Origin of the sequence: Shinella sedimenti (assembly GCF_022601905.1) — a bacterium.
Lineage (GTDB): Bacteria > Pseudomonadota > Alphaproteobacteria > Rhizobiales > Rhizobiaceae > Shinella > Shinella sedimenti.
In genome coordinates, this window is record NZ_JAKVIN010000007.1 from 99,735 (window position 1) to 122,079 (window position 22,345).

The following is a 22,345-nucleotide window of genomic DNA, read 5'->3' on the forward strand; positions in this document are numbered from 1 at the left end:
GGCGCGCGCGAACGGATGGCTCTTTTACTGCGTGACCGTGTAATCGACACCGTACCACTTGACCGACAGCTTGCTCAGCGTGCCATCGGCACGGATCGCATCCACAGCCTCCGCGATCTTCTCGCTCAGCTCCTTGTCACCATGTTCGACAGCAACGGCAAGAGGCTCGAAGAAGACCGGCTTGCCGAGCTGCTTGATCGGATAACCGGCCTTTTCCGCATCGAGAATGCTCGGCAGCGTCGAGACGACGGCGTCAAGGCGCGTTCCATCGCCCAGACGCAGATCGTCAAAGGCGGTGGTGGAGTTGGCGTAAGATTTCACCTCACCCGCTTTGAATTCATAGGTGAAAGGCGGTGCGCCGGCGGCGTCCAGCGTAAGGTCCTGATTGGCATAGGCCTCAAAGGTCGAGGTTGCCGTCACGCCGACGACCTTGCCTTCGAGATCGGAGAGCTTTTCCGCCTTGCTGTCCTTGTGCACGGCGACGGCGGCGGGCGTGTAGTAATAGACCGCCGGGAAATCGAAGATTTCGGCGCGTGCCTTGGTCGGCGTCATCGAGCCAACATGCATGTCCCAGCGGCCCTGCCACTTGCCGGCCGTGATAATGTCCCAGCCAGGCGTCACAAATTCGACGGAGACGCCGAGGCGCTTGCCGATCTCCTTGGCAACGTCAATGTCGAAACCGTCCATCTCGTTCTTGTCGTTGACGAAGGATTGCGGTGCCCAGTTGGCATCGGTCGCGACCTTCAGGGTTTTGGCGGCGAGCACCCGGTCGAGAACGGCGCCGGCCTGAGCCGGCACGGCGGCGAGCGAAAGCGAGAGAGAGGCGACGAGCGCCGCGAGTGTCGATGTCTTCGTCATGTGTTTGTTCCCTCTGTCCATTGTCGTTTCTGTTGACGGCGCGGGTTCCTCTCCCTGCCGATGGTAACAATCTTGAGGCTTATCGCCCCTTCCCGTCTTCCGGCGTTCCCAAGCAGCGCGCGGCCCCTGGCTTCATCGAAATGACGGAAATCAAGTCGTGCCCTCCCCGCCCACTTCCGCGCGGATGGCGCGGGCCACCCGGAACGCCTCAACGCCCGCCGGTACGCCGCAATAGATCGCGATCTGGAGAAGGGCCGCCTGCAATTCCCTGTCCGTCAGGCCATTGCGGATGGCGCCGCGGAAATGGATGCCGAATTCATGCATGCGGTTGCTGGCGGCAAGCATGCCGAGGTTCAGAAGGCTGCGCTTTTTGAGGTCGAGGCCGTCATCCGTCCACCCGAGGCCCCAGCAATACTCATTGAGGAGGTCCTGCAAGGGTGCGGAGAAGGCATCGGCGCCTGCCTTGGCGCGATCGACATAGTCGTCGCCGAGCACGCGCCGCCGGATCGCTTCGCCCTCTTTGCGCAATGTCTCATCCATGGGCGGCCTCCGTATTCGAGACGAAATTGTCGATGGCTTCGGCCACGACGCCCGGTGCCTCGATGAGGATGGAATGGCGCAGGCCTGGGAAAAGGTTGAGCTGCGATCCCGGGATGCGGTCGTGCATGTAGCGGGCCATGCGCGGGTTGGAGCCGACATCGTCCTCGCCGGTGGCAATCAGGGTCGGGCAGCGGATTTGGTCGAGGAAGCCGCCGAAATCCGTCTCGGCCAGCACCCGATAGGCGGCCGCGTAGCAGTCCGGATCGTTTTCCGCGTCGCGTGCCCGCAACCAGGCGATCACGTCGGGATGTTCCTCCTGAAACGCTTCCGTCAGCCAGCGCGAGAGCGATGCCGTGTGGTGATCCGCCGGCGTTCCGGCCTGAAGCGCCGCGAGGCGGGCGAGGACCCGTTCCCGCTCTTCAGGCGTGCGGCCCGCAACCGTGGACAGTAGCACGAGCCGGCGCAGACGCGGCAGATGTGTCAGCGCGAGGCGTTGTGCGATCAGGCCGCCCAGCGAAAACCCCGCCAGATTGAAGGTCGAAAATCCGGCCCTGTCGGCAAGCGCCAGCGTCTCGGCCACGAAGTCGTCGATCTCGTAGCGGCCCTTGACGCGGCTCGACCGGCCATGGCCCCGCAGGTCGAAGGTGAGGATCGTGAAACGGTCCCTCAATCGCTCCACCGCGCCCGACCAGGCCTCCAGATAGGAGCCGACGCCGTGAATGCAGACGAGCGGCTCACCGCCATTGCCATCAATGCGATAGTTGAGTGTAACCTCGCCGACCGTATGCTCTCGTGCCTCCGCCATGATCAGCCCCCCGCAGCCGCCCGCTTCCGGTCGTTCTCGCGCGCAGCAAAGAACGGCATGACCTCTTTTACGAAAAGCTCGATCGTGCGCTTCTGCAATTCGAAGGGCAGGTTAAAGGTGAGGCCGAGGCAATATTGGTCGACACCTGCCGATTCGAAGACGAGCAGCTTCTCGATCACCTCTTCCGGCGTGCCGAACATGAGGTTCTTGCGGATGCTCTCAGGATTGTAGTTCTCCTTGCCCTTTACCGCATCATAGGGCACGGCCTCGGGAAAACCGTTCTGCACGGTGCCGGCATTCTGCATGAGGTTCTCGAAAGCGCGGCCATAATCCATGCTGTGCTGTACGGCCTTTTCCCAGCCGTCCGGCCGGTCGTAGACGCAGGTGCGCCGCTGCATCATGAAACGCGGGCGCGGCACCTCCGGATGGTCGGCCACGGCCTTGTGGAACTTGTCGGAAAGCACCTGGATTTCGGCGGCGGGTGCCGAAAGCGGCGTTGACAGGATACTCGCTCCGTTCGCAATCGCCCAGTCGAAGGTGCCGGGATCGCGCGCGGCGACCCAGATGCGCGGATGCGGCTGCTGCAAGGGTTTCGGCACGGAGGTGGCCAGAGGGAATTTCCAATAATGCCCATCATGGGCGTAATCGCCGGCCCAGAGTTTCCTCACCGCCGGCACGATCTCCTTCATATACGCGACGCCTTCCTGCTGCGGCATGCCGCCCGCCATCCGGTCGAACTCGTACTGGTAGGAGCCGCGCGCGATGCCGAATTCCAGCCGGCCGTTCGTCAGGTGGTCGCAAAGCGCCGATTCGCCGGCAAGCCGGATCGGGTCCCAGTAGGGTGCCACTAGCGTCGAGGTGCCGAGCCGCAGTTGCTCGGTGTGCTGCGCGAGCCAGACGAGCGTCTGAAACGGATTGGGAGAGATCGTGCATTCGATTGTGTGATGCTCGGCGGTCCAGAGCATCTCGAAGCCGCCCTCGTCGGCCATGCGGGCCAGCGTCAGCAGGTTGTTCTTCGCGGTCGCCATCGGCACATCCGGCGAGAAGCGTTCCATCGTGAGCGAGACTGCGAACTTCATGGTTCTGCCTTTCGATGTTTGTTACTTGAGGCGGATGACGAAGGGGTCCTGCATCGCGCCGGAATAGTCGATGATCACGTTCTTCAGCCGCGAGAACTCGTGCATCACCTCGAAGCCACCGCGCCGGCCGTAGCCGCTTTCCTTGAAACCGCCATTGGCGGACATGAAGGAGGCGGAGCGATAGGTGTTGACCCAGACGGTGCCCGCCTCGATCTCGTTGGCGAAACGCAGCGCCCGGTCGATGTCCTTCGTCCAGATGCCGGAGGCGAGGCCGTAGCGCGTATCGTTGGCAAGCCGGATCATCTCCCCCTCGTCGCGGAACGGCATGACGCCGACAACCGGGCCGAAAAGCTCGTCGCGCATGAAGGTCATGTCGTTTTGCGCATCGACCATCACGGTCGGCTCGAAATACCAGCCGCCGGGCGCAAGCCCATCCTTCTGCGGCCGCCGGCCGCCGGCAGCCACCTTCGCGCCCTCCTTCACACCCGAGGCGACGTAGGATTCGACCTTGGAAAGCTGGTCGGCGAGCGCCAGGGGGCCGATATCGGTGTCATCGCCGGTCGGAAGGCCGACGCGGATACGCTGTGTGCGGGCGACGAGGGCGTCGATGAACCTGTCGTAGACGCTCGCCTCGACGAAACAGCGCGAACCGGCCACGCAGGTCTGGCCAGCCGCGGCGAAGACGCCGGAGACGACGCCGTTCACCGCATGCTCGATATCGACGTCGCCGAAGACGACATGGGGCGACTTGCCGCCGAGCTCCATCGAGCAGGGCACGAGGTTCTGCGCGGCGTTGCCGGCGATGCGGCGACCGGTGGCGGTGCTGCCGGTAAAAACGTATTTCGCAACGCCCGGATGGCGCGTCAGCGCCTCGCCGGCGCTCTTGCCGGTGCCCGTCACGACGTTGACGACGCCGGCCGGGAAACCCGCCTCGTGGATGAGTTCGGCGAGCGCCAGCGTGGAGGCCGTCGCATGTTCCGAAGGCTTGATGACGATGGTGTTGCCGATCGCAAGGCAGGGCGCCAGCGTGCCTGTCAGCAACATCAGCGGGGAGTTCCATGGCGTGATCATGCCGATGACGCCGAGCGGCTCGCGCAGGTTGATGTTCAGCGTGTCGAGCCGGTTGATCGGGATCGTGTCGCCCTGCAACTTGTCGGCCATGCCGGCGAAGTAGTGGTAGCTGTCCGGCATGGCGCGCATCTGCGCCCGGGTTTCCTTGAGAAGCTTGCCGTTGTCGCGCGTCTCGATGTCGGCGAGCGTATCGGCATTGGCCCGCACGAGTTCGGCGAGACGGCGCACCAGCGCACCGCGATCGGTCTGCGTCATGCGCCGCCATTCGGGATTGCGGAAGGCGGCATTGGCAGCCGTGACGGCCGCCTGGACATCGTCCGCATCGGCCTCGGCAAATTCATACCAGGGCGCGCCCGTCGTCGGATCGTAGCTCGGGATGTAGTTGCCGTTCTTCGGGGCCACGAACCGGCCGTCGATGAACAGCAGCTGGCGGGAGCCCTCGATTGAGCTGGCTGTCGTCTTCATGTCATTGTCCTTGGTCTTGGGAGGCCTGAAGCCAGGCGCGAGCTTCGCCGTCGATCATCGCGACACGGCCGCCGTCGTCGGAATCCATGTAGATGCCGAAGCGGCCCGCCAGCCGCTCGCGCCCATAGCGCCGCAGCATCGAGCGCAGTTCATGGGTCGCGATCGTGTCGTAGGGCAGATCGTCGATTGGGAAGAAGCGGAGGTCGGCGGGGAGATTGCCCGCGGCGCCCTCGCCCGCCAGGCGCGCCCGGTAGACGAGATAACCGGGATCGCTGTCGGCGACATCGAAGACGGAATAGAGGAAGGTTTCCTCCGGCACGAGACGCAGCGCATCGCCGCCGTCGAGCACCAGCTGGCTGTCCGCCTTGCGCCGGCGCGCTGAGGGCAACACCCAGCCGCCCTTGCCGTCCGAGCGCAGCAGCAGGCTGTCGCCTGCCTCTATGAGGTAGCCGATGATCATGCCGTGCGAGGCGAGCCAGCCGGTCGGCAACGGGTCCTTCACGCTGGCGTAACGGCCACGGCAGAAGCCGAGCGGTGCGGTGGGGCTGGTGCCGAAGGCGCGCACCTGGCCGATCAGGATGGCATGGTCGCCGGCATCCACCGCGCTGTGAAGGCTGCAATCGAACCATGTCAGGCTGTCCGTCAGAACCGGCGCACCCGTATGCACGCGGTCGTGGTTGACCGACTGGAACTTGTCCTGCGCCTTCGAGGCGAAGGTCGCCGATACGTCGACCTGCCCCTCATGCAGGATGTTGACGGCAAAACAGTCCGCCGCCTTGAACACCGCATAGCTGGACGCCGACTTGGCGACGCAGACGAGCAGGAGCGGCGGATCGAGCGACACGGAGGTGAAGGAATTCGCGGTCATCCCGCGCGGCGTTCCATCCGCTTCCAAGGTGGTGATAACCGTCACGCCGGTGACGAAGGTGCCGAAGGCCCGGCGCAGCGCGATCGGGTCGATCGGTGCACCCTGTGCTGCCGCTTGCTCCACCATCCCGACCTCCTCTCCGGTTCATTGAGAGGAAGCTACCGCCGCCAGCCGGCCGCTTCTTCCTCCTAGGCGGAGGAGAGTGGCAGAGAGTTCTCCTGCGCTTCGAAGGAGAGCCCGAAGGCGTCAGCGGTCGCTGAAGGCGTGGTTCTCGATGACGCCGTAGAGACGCAAGGCGAGCTCGACGGAAAAGCGTCTTTCCGCGGTTTCGACATCTATGCCGAAGAGTTCCTGGATGCGCGAGAGCCGGTAGCGCAGCGTCGTCACATGCAGGCCGAGGCGGTCGGCGCAGGCCTGGCTGCGGCAGCCTTCTTCGAGATAGGCCGACAGCGTTTCCAGATAGGGCGTGCCGTTCTCGCGGTCGTGCTCGGCAATGGCGCCGATGCTTTCGCGGACGAAACTGCGCACGTCGCCCACATCGGCGGCGGAAACGAGCATGGGCAGCGGACCGAAATCCTGCGTGGAGAGTGCCCCCGTCAGACCGAACGACCGGCCGATGCGGATCATCCGGCTGCACCGCTCCCAGGCGGTGGGGTAGTCTTCCAGCCCGGCGCAGCGGTTTCCGGCAACGATGACCGGCGCCTCGTCGAAATAGCGGCCCAGTTCATCGGCCATGCGGCGCATGAGTTTCGTCGTGCGTTCCTGCTTGCGCCCCGCTTCATGCGGCACGAGGCAGACGACACCGCCATCGATAGCGACGAGGCTCGCCTCCAGCGAAGCCTGCCGCAGGATGCGCGACAGGGTGTGCTCGACATCGACGGAACCGCCGCCGAAGGCCTTCGCCTTCTCCGGAAAATCGACGACGATCATCTGCTGGGTCGTGGAAAAATCGAGCCCGAGGCGCGTGGCGCGCTGGGTGACATCCGCAGCATCGCGCCAGCGCCGCTCGACGACTTCGAAAAACAGCTCGCTTTGCGTGCGCGTCTCGAAACGGAAGCGCAGGAAGGAACGCATCATCTGCACGCTCAGCGCAAACTTGGCGCTGTCGAGCATGAGTTGGTCCAGTTCGCCCTCGGCGACAGCACCGGGGAAGATGACTAGCGCACCGACCAGTTGCCGGTCCACCGTTAGAGCCTCAGTTCGCGCTAAAACCCGCTGCCGCCGCGTGCCGTCGTCCAGCAGGATTGGCGCCGTTTCCAAGGTGCCACGCTCGACGGCGTCGCGGGCCGCCTTGATGATGGTGCGACCAAAGACTGTCTGGGCCGCGTCTTGCCAAGCCGCATCGTCGAAGACCGCTATCAGTGGTGAGCGCCCAGCGATCACCTGATTGACGGTAAAATCGACGACGACCAGGGGGTTGGGCAGGAGCCTGTCGACCATGGCGGCAAGTGAGGAGACAGATCCGTCGCTGAGCACATGTTCCAGCAGTGAGGTATGCGCTGAGAGCGCCCGGTCCAGTCGCACTGAGGCGCGCTTTTCCGCTGCGAGACGGTGTTCCTTTTCCACCGCAATCGCACCGAGATGGATGATGGTTCCGAGAAAGGCGAGATCGTCTTCCGTCACCTCCGTCACCGTCCGGGCAATAACGCTCAGCACCATTGGCCGCCCCTCGGCGTCGGCGCAATTCATCGGCATAACCAGCACGGTGCGGTAATCCCGCTCGAAGGCTTCCTTGCGGTAGCCTGGAAACTCGGCACTTTCGCGCGCATCCCGCAGATAAACCGGCTCGTTGCGCTGGAGCGCGATAAGCGATGGGCTGGTTGCCAGTTCCCAGCGATCCGGCAGGTCGCGTTGGATAAGCGTGGGGTCATGCCGCACGATGACATGCGCATAGCCATGCGCGGCGTCGATGCCCATAATTGAGCCGAGCGCCCAATTCGCGTGTCGGCAGGCAGCCGCAATCAAATGTCGCAGCACGGTCGTCAGATCGCCGCCACTGTTGATTTGGCTTGCAACGTCGCGAAGCGAAAGTATCCGTGATTTGTTGTCCAACCTGCTCCGCACTCCCTCTCAAACCCGCGATAATGCGGCGCGAAATCCACGAATGCTACTTATTTTCAGAGGAGCACCACGGCCCCATTTCCTCCGAGTGATAGGAAGATCGTGAGCCGCTGCATACTAAGTTTGTGCAACGTTCAACAAACGGCGGAAAAACATGGCGCTCAGCATAAGAAAGTTCTGCACCTTCCTTGAAGAAACCCACATCGAGGGTGGCAAGGCCGCGCCGCGCTGTCTCAATCTCGTCGTGGTCGCCGCCGTCATAAAAAATCCGTGGTCCGGCAAGGGCTTTGTGGAGAACCTGCGGCCCGAGATTATCGACATTGCAGGGCCTTTAAGCGAGGAAATGACCCGCCGGCTGCTGGTGCAAATGCCAGCCGAAAAAATCGAGGCTTGCGGCAAGGCGGCAGCGGTCGGCGTGAATGGAGAGATTGAGCATGCCTCGGCAATGATCCACACACTGCGCTTCGGCAATCCCTTCCGCGAGGCGATTGGCGGCACGAACTATCTGGAATTTGCCAACACCCGTAACGCGCCAGGTGCGCTGCTCTCTTTGCCGATGATGCATAAGAGCGAAAACGGCAAGCGTTCCCACTTCCTCACCGCCAATTTCCAAATTGCCGACGCGCCCCATCCAGACGAGATCGTCATCGCCATCGCCGCCGCCGATGGCGGCCGCCCGCACGCACGCATTGCCGATCGGTTCCAGGATATCGCAGAAATGGAAGCAGAGGCCGCCAATGCAGCTGCCCGAAATTGAACCACGGCGGATGGAGCCCTTTTGTGGAGATACGGCACTCATAGCCGCGCTATTCCGATCTGGCGCCGGGACTGGTGTTCGGCCTGAGACTGCGCCAGACCGAAGACTTTCTGGCTTCGACCTTACAGCTGATGAGCCTCGATCTGGCGACCCCGATCACTCGATCGCTGATCCATGCACCAACGCCACTCTATGCAATTCTTCCCGCCTGGCGCGACAGCGACAACTCATTCCGTCTTAGGAGGTCCTTCAGGCGTGATGGTTTCCCGGCACCAGCCGCTTGGCGGCGGCGACGGTGCGGCCAAGCCAAACATGCTCCATCTGGCGCGTTTCTTCCATATCGCCGGACTGCGGCAACCAATGTTCAAGGATGACACTCATATCGTCAGGGCAGTGCGTGAGCATAGCGAGGATTTCTTCAATTTCGGCCCTGCCTTCAGACAACGGCGTGCCATGGATACCGAACCCGACACCATAGGGGTCAGGTGTGATATCGTAATCCTTGAGATGTAGGTTGATCGTGTAAGGCGCCAGCATCTTCACCGTGGTGATCGGCCATTCGCCGGCGCAGATCGAATTGGCGACGTCAAGGCAGACGCCAAGCGCTTCGTCGGACACAGCATCAAGAAGTGCGACCATGCGGGGCGATGGATAGTTGAAGTGGTTTTCGATGGCAAAGCGCAGCCCGGCGCGCTTGCCGTCCGGCAGAAGCTCGCGGATTTGCGCAGCAAGCTCCGGAATCGGAATCAGGGCGTCCTCGGCATCGAGCGCCACCCGCAGGATTTTCGAACCGATTCGCTCGCCGATGGGGATGTATCGGGCGAGCTCTTCCGCATCGAAGGACTGGGTTCCGAGTTCCAACGTCATGTCGTAGCTGTCAGCGCGCGCCTTCAGGGCAAGATGGTCTTCAGCGGTCAGCCGGTCGAGCGGGAGGTTATCGGCATATTGCACGAGCGACAGCCCATGTTGATGCGCGATTTCCAGAACCTCCATTGCGGTCATCGGTTTTGCGGGCCGTAGATCCTTGATCCCGATCGACCAACGAAAGGCGTAGCTCCCCAATCCCAGTTTCATGTATTCCTCCTCGGATGCGGGGCCGGCACATCGAAACGTGCCGGCCGACAATATCAATGAATGAGCGAGCCGCCGTTAACATCGACTTCTGAGCCCGTGACATAGGCCGAGAGATCGGATGCCAGGAACAGCGCGCAGCCAGCAACGTCATCCGCCGTCCCGGCGCGGCCCATCGGGATGCCAAGCTTGATCTCTTCCAGCTTTTCCGGCGTCAGCATGCCGCCAGTGATGTCGGTGGCGATGAAACCCGGGCAGATCGCATTGACACGAACATTGTCCGGCGCCAGTTCACGCGCCATCGCCTTTGTCAGGCCCAGCACGCCCGCCTTGGCCGCGGAGTAGTGCGGACCGCCGAAAATCCCGCCGCCGCGCTGCGCGGAAACCGACGACAGGTTGACGATCTTGCCTTCCTTGCGTGAACGCATATGCGGAATGACCGCCTGGCTGCAATAAAGCGTGCCGCGCAGATTTACATCAAGGACCGCGTCGTAGTTCTTCGGCGCGATGTCCATGATCTTCAGCGGCTGAGTGATGCCGGCATTGTTAACGAGGATATCGATCCGGCCCCATTTGGCGGCCAGCGCGTCGAAGACTTTCTTCACGCCTTCGAGATCGGTGACGTCACACGCCATGCCGACATGCTGCGGACCGACATCGCCGGCAGCCTCCTTCGCCGCTCCCTCGTCGAGGTCGAGGATGGCGACGGTCGCGCCGTGTTCGGCAAAAAGCTTCGCCGTCGCCTTGCCGAGACCGCGCTTGGATGCCGCGCCGGTGACGACGGCGAATTTGCCCTGAAGCAGAGCAGTAGCCATGAGGTTTCTCCCTGGGTAGCCGCGCCCGGCCTTCTGCCGGGGCGCAATTCGTTGAAATGAAGGTCAGAGCCAGCCGCGGATCTGCGTGATCATGGCGGCGGTCGAGATGCCGTAGCGATCATGCAGGGTCGGAAGCGCACCGGCATCGAGGAACTGGTCCGGGAGGCCGATCATGCGGAAGGCCGGTGTCACACCATGCGTCAGCAGCGTCGATGCGACCGCCTCGCCGAGACCGCCGACCTTCGTGTGGTTTTCCGCCGTGACGACCAGACGTCCTCCCTTGCCGGCTTCCGCGAGGATCGTCTCGGTGTCCAGCGGCTTGATCGTCGGGCAATGCAGCACGGCGGCGGATATGCCCTGCGCTTCCAGTTCGACGGCCGCGTCAAGCGCGCGCATCGTCATGAAGCCGGAGGCGATCACGAGCACGTCCTTGCCGTCTCGCAGTAGCTTGGCCTTGCCGAGCTCGAACTTGTAGTCCGGGCAATGCTGGCGGATGACGGACGGTACCTTGCCGCGCGGCAGGCGCATATAGACCGGCCCTTCATGCGCCGCAATGGCCGGAACGGCTTCCACCACATCGATGGCATCGCACGGATCGACGATCGTCAGATTGGGCAGGCCGCGGAAGATCGCGAGGTCTTCGGTCGCCTGGTGGCTAGGCCCGTAACCGGTCGTCAGGCCCGGCAGGGCGCAGACGATCTTGACCGGCAGATACTCCTCGGCGATGGCCATGGCGATAAAATCATAGGCGCGGCGCGAGGCGAAGACGGCATAGGTGGTGGCGAAGGGTATGAAGCCCTCACGCGCCATGCCGGCAGCGGCCGAAATCATCACCTGCTCGGCCATGCCCATCTGGTAGAACCGTTCGGGAAAAGCCTGGGCGAAGATATGGAGGTCGGTATATTTCGAAAGATCGGCGGTGAGGCCGACGATGCGGTCGTTCTTCTTCGCTTCCTCTACCAGGGCGTGACCGAAGGGGGCGGAAACCGTCTCGTAGCCTTCGGCGGCCAGGGAGGCGATCATTGCCGACGTGCGTCCGCCTTCGCCGGGCTTCGGCGGCGTGCGGGCTTCCCATTTGCGGTGCGGGTCGTATTTATGCGTGGCGTTCATTGCGTGATCCTCCCTCATTCCGGCCGGTTCGCATCGAGAACGGCGAGCGCCTTCTGCCACTCGTCCGCCTCGACCCGCACGAAATGCGTGATCTCGCGCTGTTCGAGAAAAGGCACGCCCTTGCACATGATCGTGTCACAGATGATGACGCGGGGTTTGGCTTCCTTGAGGTCTCGCGCCGCATCGAAAGCCGCGACGAGCGCAGCGATGTCGTTGCCATCCACACGCTGAACATGCCAGCCGAAGGAGGCCCACTTGTCGCCGAGCGGCTCGGAGCACAGCATGTCCGTCGCCTTTCCGTCGGCCTGCTGGTCGTTGAAATCGACGATGCAGACGAGATTGTCCAGCTTGTGATGGGCCGCCGACATGGCGGCTTCCCAGGTCGAGCCCTCGCCGAGTTCGCCATCCGACATCAGGTTGTAGACGAAGGCCGGGTTCTTCTTGGCCTTGAGGCCGAGCGCCATGCCGACACCGATGCCCAGTCCCTGGCCGAGCGATCCGCCGGTGATTTCCATGCCGGGCGTATAGGCCGCCATGCCGGACATCGGCAGGCGGCTGTCATCGGTCCCGTAGGTTTCCAACTCCTGCTCCGGCAGGATGCCGGCCTCGATCAGCGCCGAATAGAGCGCGATGGCGTAGTGGCCGATGGAAAGCAGAAATCGATCGCGGCCTTCCCATTCCGGTTCGTCCGGCCGATAGGCAAGCGCGTGGAAGTAGGAAACGGAGAGAACATCGGCAATACCGAGCGCCTGCCCGACATAGCCCTGTCCCTGCACCTCCCCCATGCGAAGGGCCTTGCGGCGGATTTCCCAAGCGCGGCGCGCAAGGCTCATGTTCGACAGCGTCGCCGCCGTGGCCTGAATGGTCATGCTTCCTCCCGTCTCGTCCGGCGCGTCACAGCGCCAACGACTGACACTACTGCCGCGGAAAAAAATGACCTTCAATTAAGTTATTCAAACAAGTTGTTTAGAAAAACTTAGATGACGCTTTCGTTCAGATGAGCGAGGTTCATGGAAGCGGGCGAGGAGGACGTTCCGCTGCATGATCCGGCTGATCGCCGCCGCCACTGTGACGGCAGATCAACAATCGCGGATCACGCAGTGTCGGAGGCTTCCCTTTCGCGTAGACAACCCACGCCCCAGGGAGGAGCGACATGAAATTTCGCCATCTATTGACCGCCGTTGCCTTTGCGTTGTGCGCCAGCACGGCCAATGCCCAGACGTTCCAGCTGTCTCACAATGCAGGCGCGGGCAATCCAAAGGATGCTGCCTCGCTGAAGTTCTCCGAGATCGTCAAGGAAAAGTCGGGCGGTCGCCTTCAGGTCGACGTCGGCGGTGCCGCACAGTTCGGCGACGACGCCGAGACCATCACCAACATGCGCCTCGGTACCATTGCGTTCTCGGCGAATTCTCAGGGCACCACCTCAGCCGTTGTGCCTGAGATCGCGCTACTGGGGCTGCCGTTCCTCTTCCAGAATCTCGAGCAGGCCGAAGCCGTGATGGACGGCCCTGTCGGCGACAAGATCGCCGCGGCGGCCGAAAAGCAGGGCCTGGTCGTTCTGGGCTGGTGGAACAACGGCATTCGCGAAGTGTCCAACTCCAAGAAGCCGATCGTGGCGCCGGATGACCTGAAGGGTATGAAGATCCGCACGCCGCCGGATCCGATGACCATCGACATTTTCGAAGCGCTTGGCGCGTCACCGACTCCCATGGCCTTCTCAGAGCTTTACATCGCGCTCCAGCAGGGCGTGGTTGACGGTCAGGAGAACCCGCTGATCAACATCTATTCGTCGAAACTGCATGAAGTTCAGCCTTTCATCTCGATGACAAACCACAAGTACGAGGCGACCCCCTTTCTGGCGTCGAAGATCGTCTTTGACGGTCTCTCCGCCGAAGACCAGGAAATCGTCCGCGCGGCCGCGAAGGAAGCTGGCGAACTGAACCGAAAGATGGTGCGCGACCAGTCGACCGAACTGCGCACCACGCTTGAGGCCGCTAGCATCAAGTTCAACGAGGTCGATCCCGCACCGTTCGTCGCGGCCACGCAGCCGGTCTACGAAAAGTGGCGCGCCCAGTACCCGGAACTCGTCGACGAACTCATCGCAGCGGCCAAGGAAGCCGCCAAGTGATGACGGCGGCTCCTGTTCGGGCAACCGATGGCAAGGCGGGTTCTCCCGCCTTGCGCTTCGCGAATCTGATCGGCGAGGTCCTCGACCGGATTGCGATCCTCATTGCCGTCTCCGCGGTCGTCGTCATCTTCCTTGCGCTGATGGCGGAAGTCGTCGTGCGCTATTTCACCTCTGCCGGCCTCGGCTGGCCGAACGAAGTGCCCAGCTTGCTCTTTCCGTGGCTCATCATGGGCGGCATCGTCGTGGGCGCGCAGCGCGGAGCCCACATCGCGGCCGAAGCACTGCGCTCCATGCTTGACGCGGCGAAGCTGCGCCTTCTGCTGATGGGCATCAATCTGCTCGTGGCCATTTCGTTCGCCTATCTCGCCTGGCTTTCGCTGCAGGTCATCCAGATCACGAGGGTCCAGGTCTTCCCCATGACCGGATTTGGTCAGGCCTGGGCGTACAGTTCTCTTCTCTTCGGTTTCGGCGGCATCGCGCTGGCGGCCGTCGTCAATCTCATTCGGGTGGCCTATGCAGCGGATCCGCGCCTCGTCCACCAGACGGAAACGGAGCATATGACATGACCGCCGTCATGACCGGCATTTTCGCCGTCCTTCTGGCCCTGTCCGTCCCAGTCGGCTATGCGCTGATCATCGCCGCCGGTACGGCCATTCTCTTCCATGGCGGAACGCCCACGGTGCTTGCCGTCGTCAAGCTGTTCCAGCCGACCCAGAGCTTCCCGCTGCTGGCCATTCCCTTCTTCATCCTCTCCGGCTCGCTGATGATGTCGGGTACGCTCGGCCAGAAGCTCGTGCAATTCGCCGCCGCTCTCGTCGGCCGCTTCCATGGCGGCATGGGCCAGGTCACCGTCGTCGGCTCTACCATATTTGGCGGCGTCTCCGGGTCCGCTGTGGCGGAAGCTTCCGCCCTCGGCTCCATGCTCATCCCGTGGCAGAAGCGCGAAGGTTATCCGGCCGGCTTTGCCGCCGCCGTCACAGCCTCGTCCTCGACGATCGCGGGCCTCATTCCGCCGTCGATCCCACTCATCCTCTATTCCACCGTCTCCAACGCCTCCATCGCGGCACTGTTCTCCGCTGCCGTACTGCCCGGCCTAATGCTCGCCGCCGGCATGATGGTGGTCTGCTACCTGTCCGGCCGTATCCGTAATTTTCCGCGGCTTACCGACCAGACACATCTGCGCTCCATTGGCAAATCGATCCTTTCTGCCCTGCCCGCGCTCCTGATGCCGTTCTTCATCGTCGTGCTGCTGCGCGCCGGCATCGCCACGCCGACCGAGGTCAGCGTCATCGCGGTGTTCTATGCACTGGTCGTCAGCATCATCATCTACCGCGACCTGACCTGGGCGCGCCTGCACGAGGCACTGGTGGGAACCGTGATTACCACCGGCATCGTCATGCTGGTCATCACCGCCTCCAGCCTGGTCGGACACGTGCTCATCACCGAGCGGGTACCGACCATCGTGGCGCAGTGGGCGCAAGACACGCTGGTCAATGCCATTCTGATCATCCTCATGATGAACATCATCATGCTGGTGGTCGGCATGTTCCTCGACCTGCCTGCAGCGATCCTGTTACTGGGGCCGACCTTCGTGGCCATCGGGCACGCCATCGGCATAGACCCAATCCAGCTCGGCGTGATGGTGTGCATCAACCTGTCGATCGGCCTCTTCACTCCGCCCATCGGCACCACGCTGTTCATCGGCGCGGCCATAGCGCGCGTTCCGATCGGCGCTGTCGTCAAGGAGCTCTGGCCTTTCTATCTGGTCGCGTTCACCGTGCTTATACTGATGTCATACGTTCCAGCACTCACAATCTATTGAGGATAGCATGAGCAAGACCATCGCCTTTGTCGGGCTAGGCTCCATGGGCCTGCCCATGGCCACCAATCTGGTCAAGGCCGGGTACTCCGTCCATGGCTTCGATACGCGGCCGCAAGCCATGGACGCGCTCGCTGCGGCCGGCGGGGTGCGCGCCGAAAGCCTTGCATCGGCCTGCCAGCATGCCAATGCACTGATCCTCATGGTGATCAACGCCGCGCAGGCGCTGACCGTGCTGATCGAGGCCGGAGCGCTCGCCGCGCTTCCCACGGGCGCGCATGTCTGCCTGATGGCGACATGCCCGCCGGACGAGGTCACGGCACTGGAAACAGAGATTCGGGCAAGCGGCAAGCGCCTCGTCGACTGCCCGGTCTCCGGCGGTGTCGTCGGCGCGAAGGCCGCGACGCTGACCATCATGGTGGGTGCGCCGCAGGAGGACTTCGACGCGGTCGCTCCGATCCTTCGCAGCATGGGCGACAAGCTCTACCATTGCGGCCAGAAGGTTGGCCAGGGCGCGGTGGTCAAGGCGATCAACCAGCTTCTCTGCGGCGTTCATCTCGCCGCGGCCGGGGAAGCGCTGGCGCTGGGCGAAAAGGCCGGCGTCGACGTCGCCACGCTCCTGGAGATCGTCTCCGGCTCGGCGGCCTCGAGCTGGATGCTGAAGGACCGCGGCCCGCGCATGCTGATGCAAACCCCGCCCGTAACGAGCGCGGTCGACATCTTCGTCAAGGATCTCGGCATCGCGCTGTCCGCCGGGCATTCGGCCGGCATGGGGCTGCCGCTTGCCGCTGCTGCCCACCAGATGTTCCTTGCCGAAAGCGGCAACGGCAATGGTCTTGCCGATGACAGCAAGGTCATCGCCGCCTATCGGCGTCTCAACGGGATCTCTTGACATCCACGGCACGCCGCAGCCCATTGGCGGGCGGCGTTCCGGATTGTCTCCGGGGCGCCGCATACACTGCGGAGACCAGCGTGGCCATCAATCCCAATCTGAATTCACTTGCCTATTTCGAGGCCGTCGCCCGCACGGGACGCGTATCGCTAGCCGCTGCCGAACTCGGTGTGTCTGCCGCCGCCGTCAGCCAGCAACTCAAGCAGCTTGAGGAGCAATGGGGTGTACGCCTGTTTCGCCGCAAGGACCGCCGCCTGAGCCTGACGCTCGACGGAGAGACGCTTTTCCAGGCAACGACGAACGCATTTCGCATGATCCGCGGCGCCCGGGCCGTGGTCCTGCGCCAGCGCAACAGCCGGCAGCTGACGGTGCGCTCCAGCCCCAGCTTTGCCGTCCGCTGGCTAACGCCGCGCCTCAAGCATTTCCTCGACGCCAATCCCGACTGGGGTATTCGCGTCGATGCCACGCCCGATTTCTCAGACTTCGAAACGGAGGCGATCGATCTCGACATGCGATATGGCGCAGGTGCCTGGGACGGCCTGCATACCGAATGCATCATCAACGATTTCTTCCTGCCGATGTGCAGCCCGGCCTATCGCGAGCGCCTGACGGCCGACGATGCGGATCCGGCCGGTCTTCTCGCCCATGCAAGACTGATCCATTCGGTGAAGACGCTCTATCAATGGGACGCCTGGCTGCTGGTGCATGGCATCGACCCGCCGCTGGAGCAGGCACCGCTGCGCTTTGACCGGTCGTCCATGGCCATCCAGCTTGCCCGCGACGGCGCGGGCGTAGTGCTCGATTCCGCCACCCTTGCCCAGGAAGATCTCGAGCGCGGCACGCTCGTCCCGCTATCGGCCGCCTTCGATGTCGTGGAGTTTCCCGCCTACTGGATCGCCTGCCCGCCCCGCCATGTCAACAGGCGCAATGTGCGGCTGTTTTCCGACTGGATCCGTGAGCAGGGCCGGAGCTTCGACCATCAGGCGCGCGGCCTTCTCAAGGGTCTCGGTTGCCGGATCCGCTTCGCCAACGACGGCGAGCCGGTCCTGCGCTAGCATTTCCGGCCGCGCCCGGGGGGCGCGGCCGACCGACACTCGTCCTCAATAGATGGTCAGGGCCGGGACGTAGGAGATGAGGCCAAGGGCAAGCGCTGCGACGAGGTAGAACGGCCAGAGTTCGCGCACGACGACTCCGATGGGAACGCGTGCAATGGCCGCGCCGATGAACAGCGTGGTGCCGATGGGCGGGGTGAACAGGCCGATCGACAGGTTGATGCAGATCATGATGCCGAGCTGGATTGGATCCAGGCCGATCGCCTGGCCGATGGCCACGAAGGTCGGGCCCAGCAGCAGGATCGCTGCCGGAAGGTCAAGGAACATGCCCACCACCAGCATAATGATGTTCATCATGAGGATGATCAGGATCATCGTGCCCAGCGTCTGCTGCGCCCATTGTGCCACGATGGTGGGGATCCGCTCCGTGATCAGCACGTGGCCGACGAGGCTGGAGGCGGTGATGACCAGCATGACGATGCCTGTCGTGACGACGGTCCCGACCAGCGCGGCGTAGATGCTCTTGAGGGTCAGGTCACGGTAGACAACGGCACTGACGACCAGCGCATACGACACCGCGATGACGCTGACCTCGGTCGGCGTCGCGATACCGGCGCGCAGAAGAAGCACGATGAAGAGTGGCATGGCGAGCGCAGGCAGAGCCGAGACGAACAGCCTGCCGAAGGGCGGGAACTGCGAGCGGTCGGTCAGCCGCGGAAAATTACGGATACGGCCGGACAGATAGCAGACCAGCATCATGCCGGCGGCGAGCATCAGGCCGGGCAGGATGCCGGCGGTGAACAGGGCCGCAATCGAGACATTGGCAACCGTCGAATAGAGGATGAGCGGGATCGACGGCGGTATGAGGCCGGCGATCGTGGCCGAAGATGCGGTGACGGCGGCGGCAAAGCCGGCCGGATAGCCCTCGCGCTTCTGCCAGGGAATGAGCATGGAACCGAGGGCCGAGGCCTCGGCGACGGCCGAGCCGGAGACGCCACCGAAAATGGTGGAGCCGACGACGGTGACCTGGCCCATACCGCCATGGAAGCGACCGACGAGGGCGGCGGCGAGCTGGACGAGCTTCTGGCCGAGCGTGCCGGACATCATCAGCGAGCCGGACAGGATGAAGAAGGGGATGGCCAGCAGCGGGAAGCTCTGGGTCGGCTGAAACAGCTTGACGACGGCCAGCACCGTGGGCGTTCCACCATGCCACAGGATGGCGCCACCCGAGGCGATGATGAGGGCGTATCCGACCGGCATGGAAAGCGCCAGCAGGACCGCGAAAACGGCGAGCATGATCGCAGTCATGGCGCGTGCTCCGGATCGGTTTGATTCAGGGATTGCGGGTCCTGCGCAAAGGCGACCCGCACGATGTTGACGACCGATGCAAGCGCGATGCCGCCGAAGCCGAAGAGCAGTGCCGAATAGGCCCAGGCCTGCCCCAGCCCTGTCATCGGGAAGACCTGCGCCTTGGTGATGGCGATGACCTGCAGCGAAAGCCAGGCGAGATAGCAGAACGCGACGGCGACCATCGCATGCAACAGTATAAGGAGCCTGCGCAGCTGCTCGGTGCTGAGATAGCTGCGGATGGCTTCGGCGGCGATATGGCTGCCGCGCTGCGCGCCGATGACGATGCCGCCCATGATAAGCCATGGGAATAGCAGGTTCGGCACCTCGCTGGGCCAGCCGAGGCCGGCGGAGGTGAAGTAGCGCACGAGGACCTCGGCCATCAGCGCCAGGAAGATGACGACGATGGAGCCGACGGAAATCGCGATGGCGGCGTAGCCGATGACGAGGCCAGCCCAGTTTGAGACGCGCAAGGCGGGTGGACCCGCCTTGACGTCATAGAAGGGGGAGTTGGCCAGCCCCATTATTGCGCCGCCGCCTGCCTGGCCGCCGCAACCAGCTCGTCGACGAGCTCGGGATACTGCGCGCGCCACTTCTCGTAGACCGGCTGCGTCGCTGCAACGAACGGTGCAGGGTCCACATCGTTGAACGTTACGCCCGCCTCCTGCAGCTTGGCATAAAGTTCCTCGCTCTGCTCGCGGACCATCTTACGGTTCAGCTCGCCCGCCTCGATGGCGGCCTTGCGAATGATGTCCTGATCCTCCGGCGAGAGCGAATCGAAGACGATTTTCGAAGCGAGGAACGGCGTGGATTCGAATTTGTGGTTGGTGCGGCTGATATAGGGCTGAACCTCGTAGAGCTTCGAGGAGAAGATGTTGATCAGCGGGTTTTCCTGACCGTCGACCACCTTCTGCTGGAGCGCGATGTAGAGTTCGGAGAAGGCCATGGGGGTCGGCGACGCGCCGAGCGCTTCGAAAATGTCGATGGTCATCGGGTCCGGCGGCGTGCGGATCTTCAGACCGGCGAGATCGCCCGGAGCCAGGATGGGCTTGCTGGAGTTCGACGTCTCGCGAATACCGTTGTTCCACCACGCAAGAACCAGGATGCCCTGCTTTTCAGCCGCCGCCGCGATCTTCTCACCGACCGGGCCGTCCATGACGGTCTCGGCCTGCTCAAGGCTCTGAAACAGGAAAGGCAGGCCGAAAAGCCCGATCTCAGGAACCGCGCCCGACGTCGCACCTTGCGCATTCGCCGAAAACGCGATGGTGCCCAAGCGAATATTGGTAATGCTCTCTGCATCATCGCCGAACTGCGAACTTGTTCCGACGTCGATGGTGATGCGTCCGTCCGTACGCTCCTTGACGAGTTCTGCGAATTTCAGGGACGCGGTGTCTTTAGGATTGCCGACGGCGGCACTGTGCGAGATCTGGAACTGCTGGGCAGCTGCGGAACTGGCACACAATGAAACGACCAGAGCGGCGATGATATTACGAACTTTCATGACTATCCTCCACTTGTTGTCACGAGCTGTCTAGTTGGTGTTTTCGGGCTCCCCTCCCGAAGACCGACCTGTCAGGGGCGACGGCGGGCCACGCGCACCTGCGTTACAGGTGTCGCTGCCATGAAACCGATCTGCCGGGTCGAACGGGCCTCCCCTTGGGGGCGCCGATCAGGTGGTTCGACGAACGACGCCGAACCGGCTTGTCTGGCCGACTGGCCGGCGGGCATTGCTGCCTGCCACGCACCGCGCGATGCGCCATTCTGGCTGCCGGACTGTCTTCCTCATATACCTCCCGAACCGTCTCTACATCTGAAGCAGCAGCTTCTTGAGGATCTCGCGCACGAGATGGCGGTGATCCTGGCAAAGCTTGCGTGCCTTCTCGCTGTCACCGGCAGCAATGGCCGCGATGATCAACCGGTGCTCCCGGACGGAATTCGCCCGGTCGACATAAATCGGGCTGACAAAAGACAGCACCGATTTCATCTGGTCGCGAACCGAATAATAGCTGCTGGCGATCAGCGCGTTTTCGGACATGTCGAAGATGATCTGGTGGAATTGCCCATCCAGCTCCGCCCATATCCGCGCCTGGTCGCGGTCCAGATTCTCCTCCATCCTGTCGACCAGCGGCGTCAGACGCGCTTCCAGTTCCTGTCCATCCACGTCGCCGGCGGCGACACGTTCGGCCAGCAGATATCCCGCCATGCCATCGAGCGCCTCGACCAGTTCGTACCCCTTAATGAGGTCCTGGATCGTGAAATGGCGCACAAACGTCCCGGAGCGCGGAATGACCTCCACAAGCCCGTCGGCTTCCAGCCGCTTGATGGCGTCGCGTACCGGCGTGATGCTCATTTCGAATTCACTGGCGATGCGGTGAATGTCGAGGGGAGCCGACGGACGCAGACCACCATTGATGATCCTGTCCCGCAGCGTTTCATACGCCTTGTCGGAATAGTTTCGCGTCATTACCTTCCCTCTGGACACCGCAGGGCCTCTTTCACATAAGTTCGCTATATACCCTCGCTATATCCTGCGCCGACAGCGGAACATAGTTGTTCACCAGCAATCGTTGCTGCGTCTCGATCACCTTGTCGGCGTACCGGCCCGCGTCACCGGCGGTCATGCCGTATTCACCAAGCCGCCGTGTCGGCACCACCGCGGCAAGAAGCGCATCGAGCGCATCGAAGGGATTGCTGCCATCGCTCACGCCCACGACATCCTCGATCAGGCGCGCGATATCGGCGATCTTTCCGTCCGGGGCCTTCTCGTAATAGATCTTGAAGACCGGCGGCAGGAAAAGCCGTGTCGCCTCGCCGTGCGGCACGTGATGCGCGCTGCCGAAATGCATCGCGATCGCGTGAACGCCGCCGGCGAGCACGTTTGCCAATGCGATGCCCGCCATGTTGCTGGCGGTCAGATATGCCTTGGCGTCTTGCTGGATGACATCGCGACCATGTTGCACGATGCGCATGTAGCCCTGCAGGATCGCGCGGATGGCCGCCATACAGAACATGTCCGTAAAGGCGCTGGCGCGCGGCGCGAGATAGATTTCCAAGGCGTGCACGAGCGCGTCGGCCGAGGATGTCGCAAAGACATGATACGGGATCTTCGACAGGAGCTCGTCGATCAGGACGGCGTGGTCTGCAAAACCCGCGTCGAAACCCTTGCCGATCTTGCTGCCGATGGACGGGAAATCGAAGACCGAAACGCAGGTAACTTCGCAACCCGTACCGCATGTCGTCGGGATCAGGAAAAGGCCCGGCTTGCGGCCCGGCTGCACGCCGGCCGCGAAAAGTCCTGCCACTGTCTCATCCGAATCCAGCGCCAGCACCTTCGCGCAATCGAGGATCGAGCCGCCGCCGATGGCGATGAGACGCTCGAAGCCGAGCTTGCGGACAGCACGCAGCATTTCGTCCACGGCGACATCCGTCGGCTCGCCGCCGCAGAAGTCGTCATAGAACAAGGTCTGCGCCGGCGTATCCTTCATGAAGGCGTCATGCAGGACGCGTTGCGTGAAAATCAGATCCCGTTCCGTGACGGCATGGGCTTCGGTGAAGGCGGAAAAGGTGTCGTAGCCATGAAGCTGTGGGCGAACAGCGAACTTCATAG

At 63.0% G+C, this 22,345-nt stretch carries 22 protein-coding genes and 1 pseudogene; 7 read left to right on the forward strand and 16 right to left on the reverse strand.

The genetic code is table 11. The features are described 5' to 3' along the window. Nucleotides 1–24: 24 nt before the first annotated feature. From MKI86_RS16760 to MKI86_RS16790, 7 genes are all read right to left on the reverse strand, one after another. Entirely contained in the window at nt 25–858 is an 834-nt protein-coding gene (locus MKI86_RS16760) for a transporter substrate-binding domain-containing protein (protein WP_241602791.1), read from the reverse strand. 150 nt (nt 859–1,008) lie between these two features. Next, on the reverse strand, nt 1,009–1,398 hold the full coding sequence (locus MKI86_RS16765; RefSeq protein WP_241602805.1) for a carboxymuconolactone decarboxylase family protein: 390 nt from the start codon (nt 1,396–1,398) through the stop codon (nt 1,009–1,011). Next, a complete protein-coding gene (locus MKI86_RS16770) occupies nt 1,391–2,203 on the reverse strand; it encodes an alpha/beta fold hydrolase (protein ID WP_241602814.1) in 813 nt (270 codons plus the stop codon). The genes MKI86_RS16765 and MKI86_RS16770 overlap by 8 nt, the downstream gene beginning before the upstream one ends. A gap of 2 nt (nt 2,204–2,205) precedes the next feature. Beyond that, nucleotides 2,206–3,282: an LLM class flavin-dependent oxidoreductase gene (locus tag MKI86_RS16775; RefSeq protein WP_241602816.1), complete on the reverse strand. Its 1,077-nt coding sequence runs from the start codon at nt 3,280–3,282 to the stop codon at nt 2,206–2,208. Nucleotides 3,283–3,303: 21 nt separating this feature from the next. Continuing rightward, nucleotides 3,304–4,818 carry an aldehyde dehydrogenase gene (locus tag MKI86_RS16780; protein ID WP_241602819.1) on the reverse strand — a complete coding sequence of 505 codons (1,515 nt, stop codon included), beginning with the start codon at nt 4,816–4,818 and terminating at the stop codon, nt 3,304–3,306. Nucleotide 4,819: 1 nt separating this feature from the next. Continuing rightward, nucleotides 4,820–5,812 carry a flavin reductase gene (locus MKI86_RS16785; RefSeq protein ID WP_241602839.1) on the reverse strand — a complete coding sequence of 331 codons (993 nt, stop codon included), beginning with the start codon at nt 5,810–5,812 and terminating at the stop codon, nt 4,820–4,822. 120 nt (nt 5,813–5,932) lie between these two features. Beyond that, a complete protein-coding gene (locus MKI86_RS16790; RefSeq protein ID WP_241602842.1) occupies nt 5,933–7,738 on the reverse strand; it encodes a helix-turn-helix domain-containing protein in 1,806 nt (601 codons plus the stop codon). A gap of 163 nt (nt 7,739–7,901) precedes the next feature. Here MKI86_RS16790 and MKI86_RS16795 point away from each other — a divergent pair, with 163 nt between their 5' ends. Together MKI86_RS16795 and MKI86_RS16800 are read left to right on the forward strand one after the other, a co-directional pair. Then, the gene (locus MKI86_RS16795) at nt 7,902–8,504 is read left to right on the forward strand and encodes an amino acid synthesis family protein (RefSeq protein ID WP_241602845.1); all 603 of its coding nucleotides are present in this window, start codon (nt 7,902–7,904) and stop codon (nt 8,502–8,504) included. A 44-nt stretch (nt 8,505–8,548) separates the two neighbouring features. Next, nucleotides 8,549–8,659 (forward strand): annotated as a pseudogene (locus MKI86_RS16800) (IS5/IS1182 family transposase); the annotation flags it as partial. A gap of 94 nt (nt 8,660–8,753) precedes the next feature. Here MKI86_RS16800 and MKI86_RS16805 read toward each other — a convergent pair. The 4 genes from MKI86_RS16805 to MKI86_RS16820 all read right to left on the reverse strand — a co-directional run bounded on the left by MKI86_RS16805 (nt 8,754) and on the right by MKI86_RS16820 (nt 12,369). Beyond that, the gene (locus tag MKI86_RS16805) at nt 8,754–9,578 is read right to left on the reverse strand and encodes a sugar phosphate isomerase/epimerase family protein (protein ID WP_241602849.1); all 825 of its coding nucleotides are present in this window, start codon (nt 9,576–9,578) and stop codon (nt 8,754–8,756) included. Nucleotides 9,579–9,631: 53 nt separating this feature from the next. After that, on the reverse strand, nt 9,632–10,390 hold the full coding sequence (locus MKI86_RS16810; RefSeq protein ID WP_241602851.1) for an SDR family NAD(P)-dependent oxidoreductase: 759 nt from the start codon (nt 10,388–10,390) through the stop codon (nt 9,632–9,634). Nucleotides 10,391–10,453: 63 nt separating this feature from the next. After that, nucleotides 10,454–11,500, reverse strand: coding sequence for a transketolase family protein (locus MKI86_RS16815; RefSeq protein ID WP_134650181.1), 1,047 nt, complete (start codon nt 11,498–11,500; stop codon nt 10,454–10,456). Nucleotides 11,501–11,514: 14 nt separating this feature from the next. After that, the gene (locus MKI86_RS16820) at nt 11,515–12,369 is read right to left on the reverse strand and encodes a transketolase (protein ID WP_241602854.1); all 855 of its coding nucleotides are present in this window, start codon (nt 12,367–12,369) and stop codon (nt 11,515–11,517) included. A 284-nt stretch (nt 12,370–12,653) separates the two neighbouring features. Here MKI86_RS16820 and MKI86_RS16825 point away from each other — a divergent pair, with 284 nt between their 5' ends. The 5 genes from MKI86_RS16825 (at nt 12,654) to MKI86_RS16845 (ending at nt 17,394) form a co-directional block, all read left to right on the forward strand. Further along, nucleotides 12,654–13,628 (forward strand): TRAP transporter substrate-binding protein, encoded by a 975-nt coding sequence (locus tag MKI86_RS16825; RefSeq protein WP_160871065.1) that lies wholly within the window; start codon nt 12,654–12,656, stop codon nt 13,626–13,628. Then, entirely contained in the window at nt 13,628–14,194 is a 567-nt protein-coding gene (locus tag MKI86_RS16830) for a TRAP transporter small permease (protein WP_241602856.1), read from the forward strand. Before MKI86_RS16825 ends, MKI86_RS16830 begins: the two co-directional genes overlap by 1 nt. Next, a complete protein-coding gene (locus tag MKI86_RS16835; RefSeq protein ID WP_241602859.1) occupies nt 14,191–15,450 on the forward strand; it encodes a TRAP transporter large permease in 1,260 nt (419 codons plus the stop codon). Before MKI86_RS16830 ends, MKI86_RS16835 begins: the two co-directional genes overlap by 4 nt. A gap of 7 nt (nt 15,451–15,457) precedes the next feature. Beyond that, the gene (locus tag MKI86_RS16840; protein ID WP_241602862.1) at nt 15,458–16,339 is read left to right on the forward strand and encodes an NAD(P)-dependent oxidoreductase; all 882 of its coding nucleotides are present in this window, start codon (nt 15,458–15,460) and stop codon (nt 16,337–16,339) included. Between the two features lie 80 nt (nt 16,340–16,419). Next, nucleotides 16,420–17,394: a LysR substrate-binding domain-containing protein gene (locus tag MKI86_RS16845; RefSeq protein WP_241602865.1), complete on the forward strand. Its 975-nt coding sequence runs from the start codon at nt 16,420–16,422 to the stop codon at nt 17,392–17,394. A 45-nt stretch (nt 17,395–17,439) separates the two neighbouring features. Here the strand turns inward: MKI86_RS16845 and MKI86_RS16850 are convergent, their stop codons facing one another. The 5 genes from MKI86_RS16850 to MKI86_RS16870 all read right to left on the reverse strand — a co-directional run bounded on the left by MKI86_RS16850 (nt 17,440) and on the right by MKI86_RS16870 (nt 22,343). Beyond that, a complete protein-coding gene (locus tag MKI86_RS16850; protein WP_241602868.1) occupies nt 17,440–18,699 on the reverse strand; it encodes a TRAP transporter large permease in 1,260 nt (419 codons plus the stop codon). Then, on the reverse strand, nt 18,696–19,262 hold the full coding sequence (locus tag MKI86_RS16855) for a TRAP transporter small permease (RefSeq protein WP_241602871.1): 567 nt from the start codon (nt 19,260–19,262) through the stop codon (nt 18,696–18,698). The genes MKI86_RS16850 and MKI86_RS16855 overlap by 4 nt, the downstream gene beginning before the upstream one ends. Further along, nucleotides 19,262–20,239, reverse strand: a complete 978-nt coding sequence (locus MKI86_RS16860) for a TRAP transporter substrate-binding protein (protein WP_241602875.1) — start codon at nt 20,237–20,239, stop codon at nt 19,262–19,264. The genes MKI86_RS16855 and MKI86_RS16860 overlap by 1 nt, the downstream gene beginning before the upstream one ends. 303 nt (nt 20,240–20,542) lie before the next feature. Beyond that, nucleotides 20,543–21,202 carry a GntR family transcriptional regulator gene (locus tag MKI86_RS16865; protein ID WP_241602878.1) on the reverse strand — a complete coding sequence of 220 codons (660 nt, stop codon included), beginning with the start codon at nt 21,200–21,202 and terminating at the stop codon, nt 20,543–20,545. Nucleotides 21,203–21,233: 31 nt separating this feature from the next. After that, nucleotides 21,234–22,343 carry an iron-containing alcohol dehydrogenase gene (locus tag MKI86_RS16870; protein WP_241602880.1) on the reverse strand — a complete coding sequence of 370 codons (1,110 nt, stop codon included), beginning with the start codon at nt 22,341–22,343 and terminating at the stop codon, nt 21,234–21,236. Between the last annotated feature and the right edge of the window lie 2 nt (nt 22,344–22,345).

Bases quoted from the DNA above. Each gene is read 5' to 3' on its own strand.
- MKI86_RS16760 (WP_241602791.1), bottom strand. From the start codon at position 858: ATGACGAAGACATCGACACTCGCGGCGCTCGTCGCCTCTCTCTCGCTT.
- MKI86_RS16850 (WP_241602868.1), bottom strand. From the start codon at position 18,699: ATGACTGCGATCATGCTCGCCGTTTTCGCGGTCCTGCTGGCGCTTTCC.
- MKI86_RS16815 (WP_134650181.1), bottom strand. From the start codon at position 11,500: ATGAACGCCACGCATAAATACGACCCGCACCGCAAATGGGAAGCCCGC.
- MKI86_RS16825 (WP_160871065.1), top strand. From the start codon at position 12,654: ATGAAATTTCGCCATCTATTGACCGCCGTTGCCTTTGCGTTGTGCGCC.
- MKI86_RS16805 (WP_241602849.1), bottom strand. From the start codon at position 9,578: ATGAAACTGGGATTGGGGAGCTACGCCTTTCGTTGGTCGATCGGGATC.
- MKI86_RS16785 (WP_241602839.1), bottom strand. From the start codon at position 5,812: ATGGTGGAGCAAGCGGCAGCACAGGGTGCACCGATCGACCCGATCGCG.
- MKI86_RS16870 (WP_241602880.1), bottom strand. From the start codon at position 22,343: ATGAAGTTCGCTGTTCGCCCACAGCTTCATGGCTACGACACCTTTTCC.
- MKI86_RS16830 (WP_241602856.1), top strand. From the start codon at position 13,628: ATGACGGCGGCTCCTGTTCGGGCAACCGATGGCAAGGCGGGTTCTCCC.
- MKI86_RS16770 (WP_241602814.1), bottom strand. From the start codon at position 2,203: ATGGCGGAGGCACGAGAGCATACGGTCGGCGAGGTTACACTCAACTAT.
- MKI86_RS16840 (WP_241602862.1), top strand. From the start codon at position 15,458: ATGAGCAAGACCATCGCCTTTGTCGGGCTAGGCTCCATGGGCCTGCCC.
- MKI86_RS16835 (WP_241602859.1), top strand. From the start codon at position 14,191: ATGACCGCCGTCATGACCGGCATTTTCGCCGTCCTTCTGGCCCTGTCC.
- MKI86_RS16865 (WP_241602878.1), bottom strand. From the start codon at position 21,202: ATGACGCGAAACTATTCCGACAAGGCGTATGAAACGCTGCGGGACAGG.
- MKI86_RS16795 (WP_241602845.1), top strand. From the start codon at position 7,902: ATGGCGCTCAGCATAAGAAAGTTCTGCACCTTCCTTGAAGAAACCCAC.
- MKI86_RS16765 (WP_241602805.1), bottom strand. From the start codon at position 1,398: ATGGATGAGACATTGCGCAAAGAGGGCGAAGCGATCCGGCGGCGCGTG.
- MKI86_RS16780 (WP_241602819.1), bottom strand. From the start codon at position 4,818: ATGAAGACGACAGCCAGCTCAATCGAGGGCTCCCGCCAGCTGCTGTTC.
- MKI86_RS16775 (WP_241602816.1), bottom strand. From the start codon at position 3,282: ATGAAGTTCGCAGTCTCGCTCACGATGGAACGCTTCTCGCCGGATGTG.
- MKI86_RS16855 (WP_241602871.1), bottom strand. From the start codon at position 19,262: ATGGGGCTGGCCAACTCCCCCTTCTATGACGTCAAGGCGGGTCCACCC.
- MKI86_RS16860 (WP_241602875.1), bottom strand. From the start codon at position 20,239: ATGAAAGTTCGTAATATCATCGCCGCTCTGGTCGTTTCATTGTGTGCC.
- MKI86_RS16820 (WP_241602854.1), bottom strand. From the start codon at position 12,369: ATGACCATTCAGGCCACGGCGGCGACGCTGTCGAACATGAGCCTTGCG.
- MKI86_RS16810 (WP_241602851.1), bottom strand. From the start codon at position 10,390: ATGGCTACTGCTCTGCTTCAGGGCAAATTCGCCGTCGTCACCGGCGCG.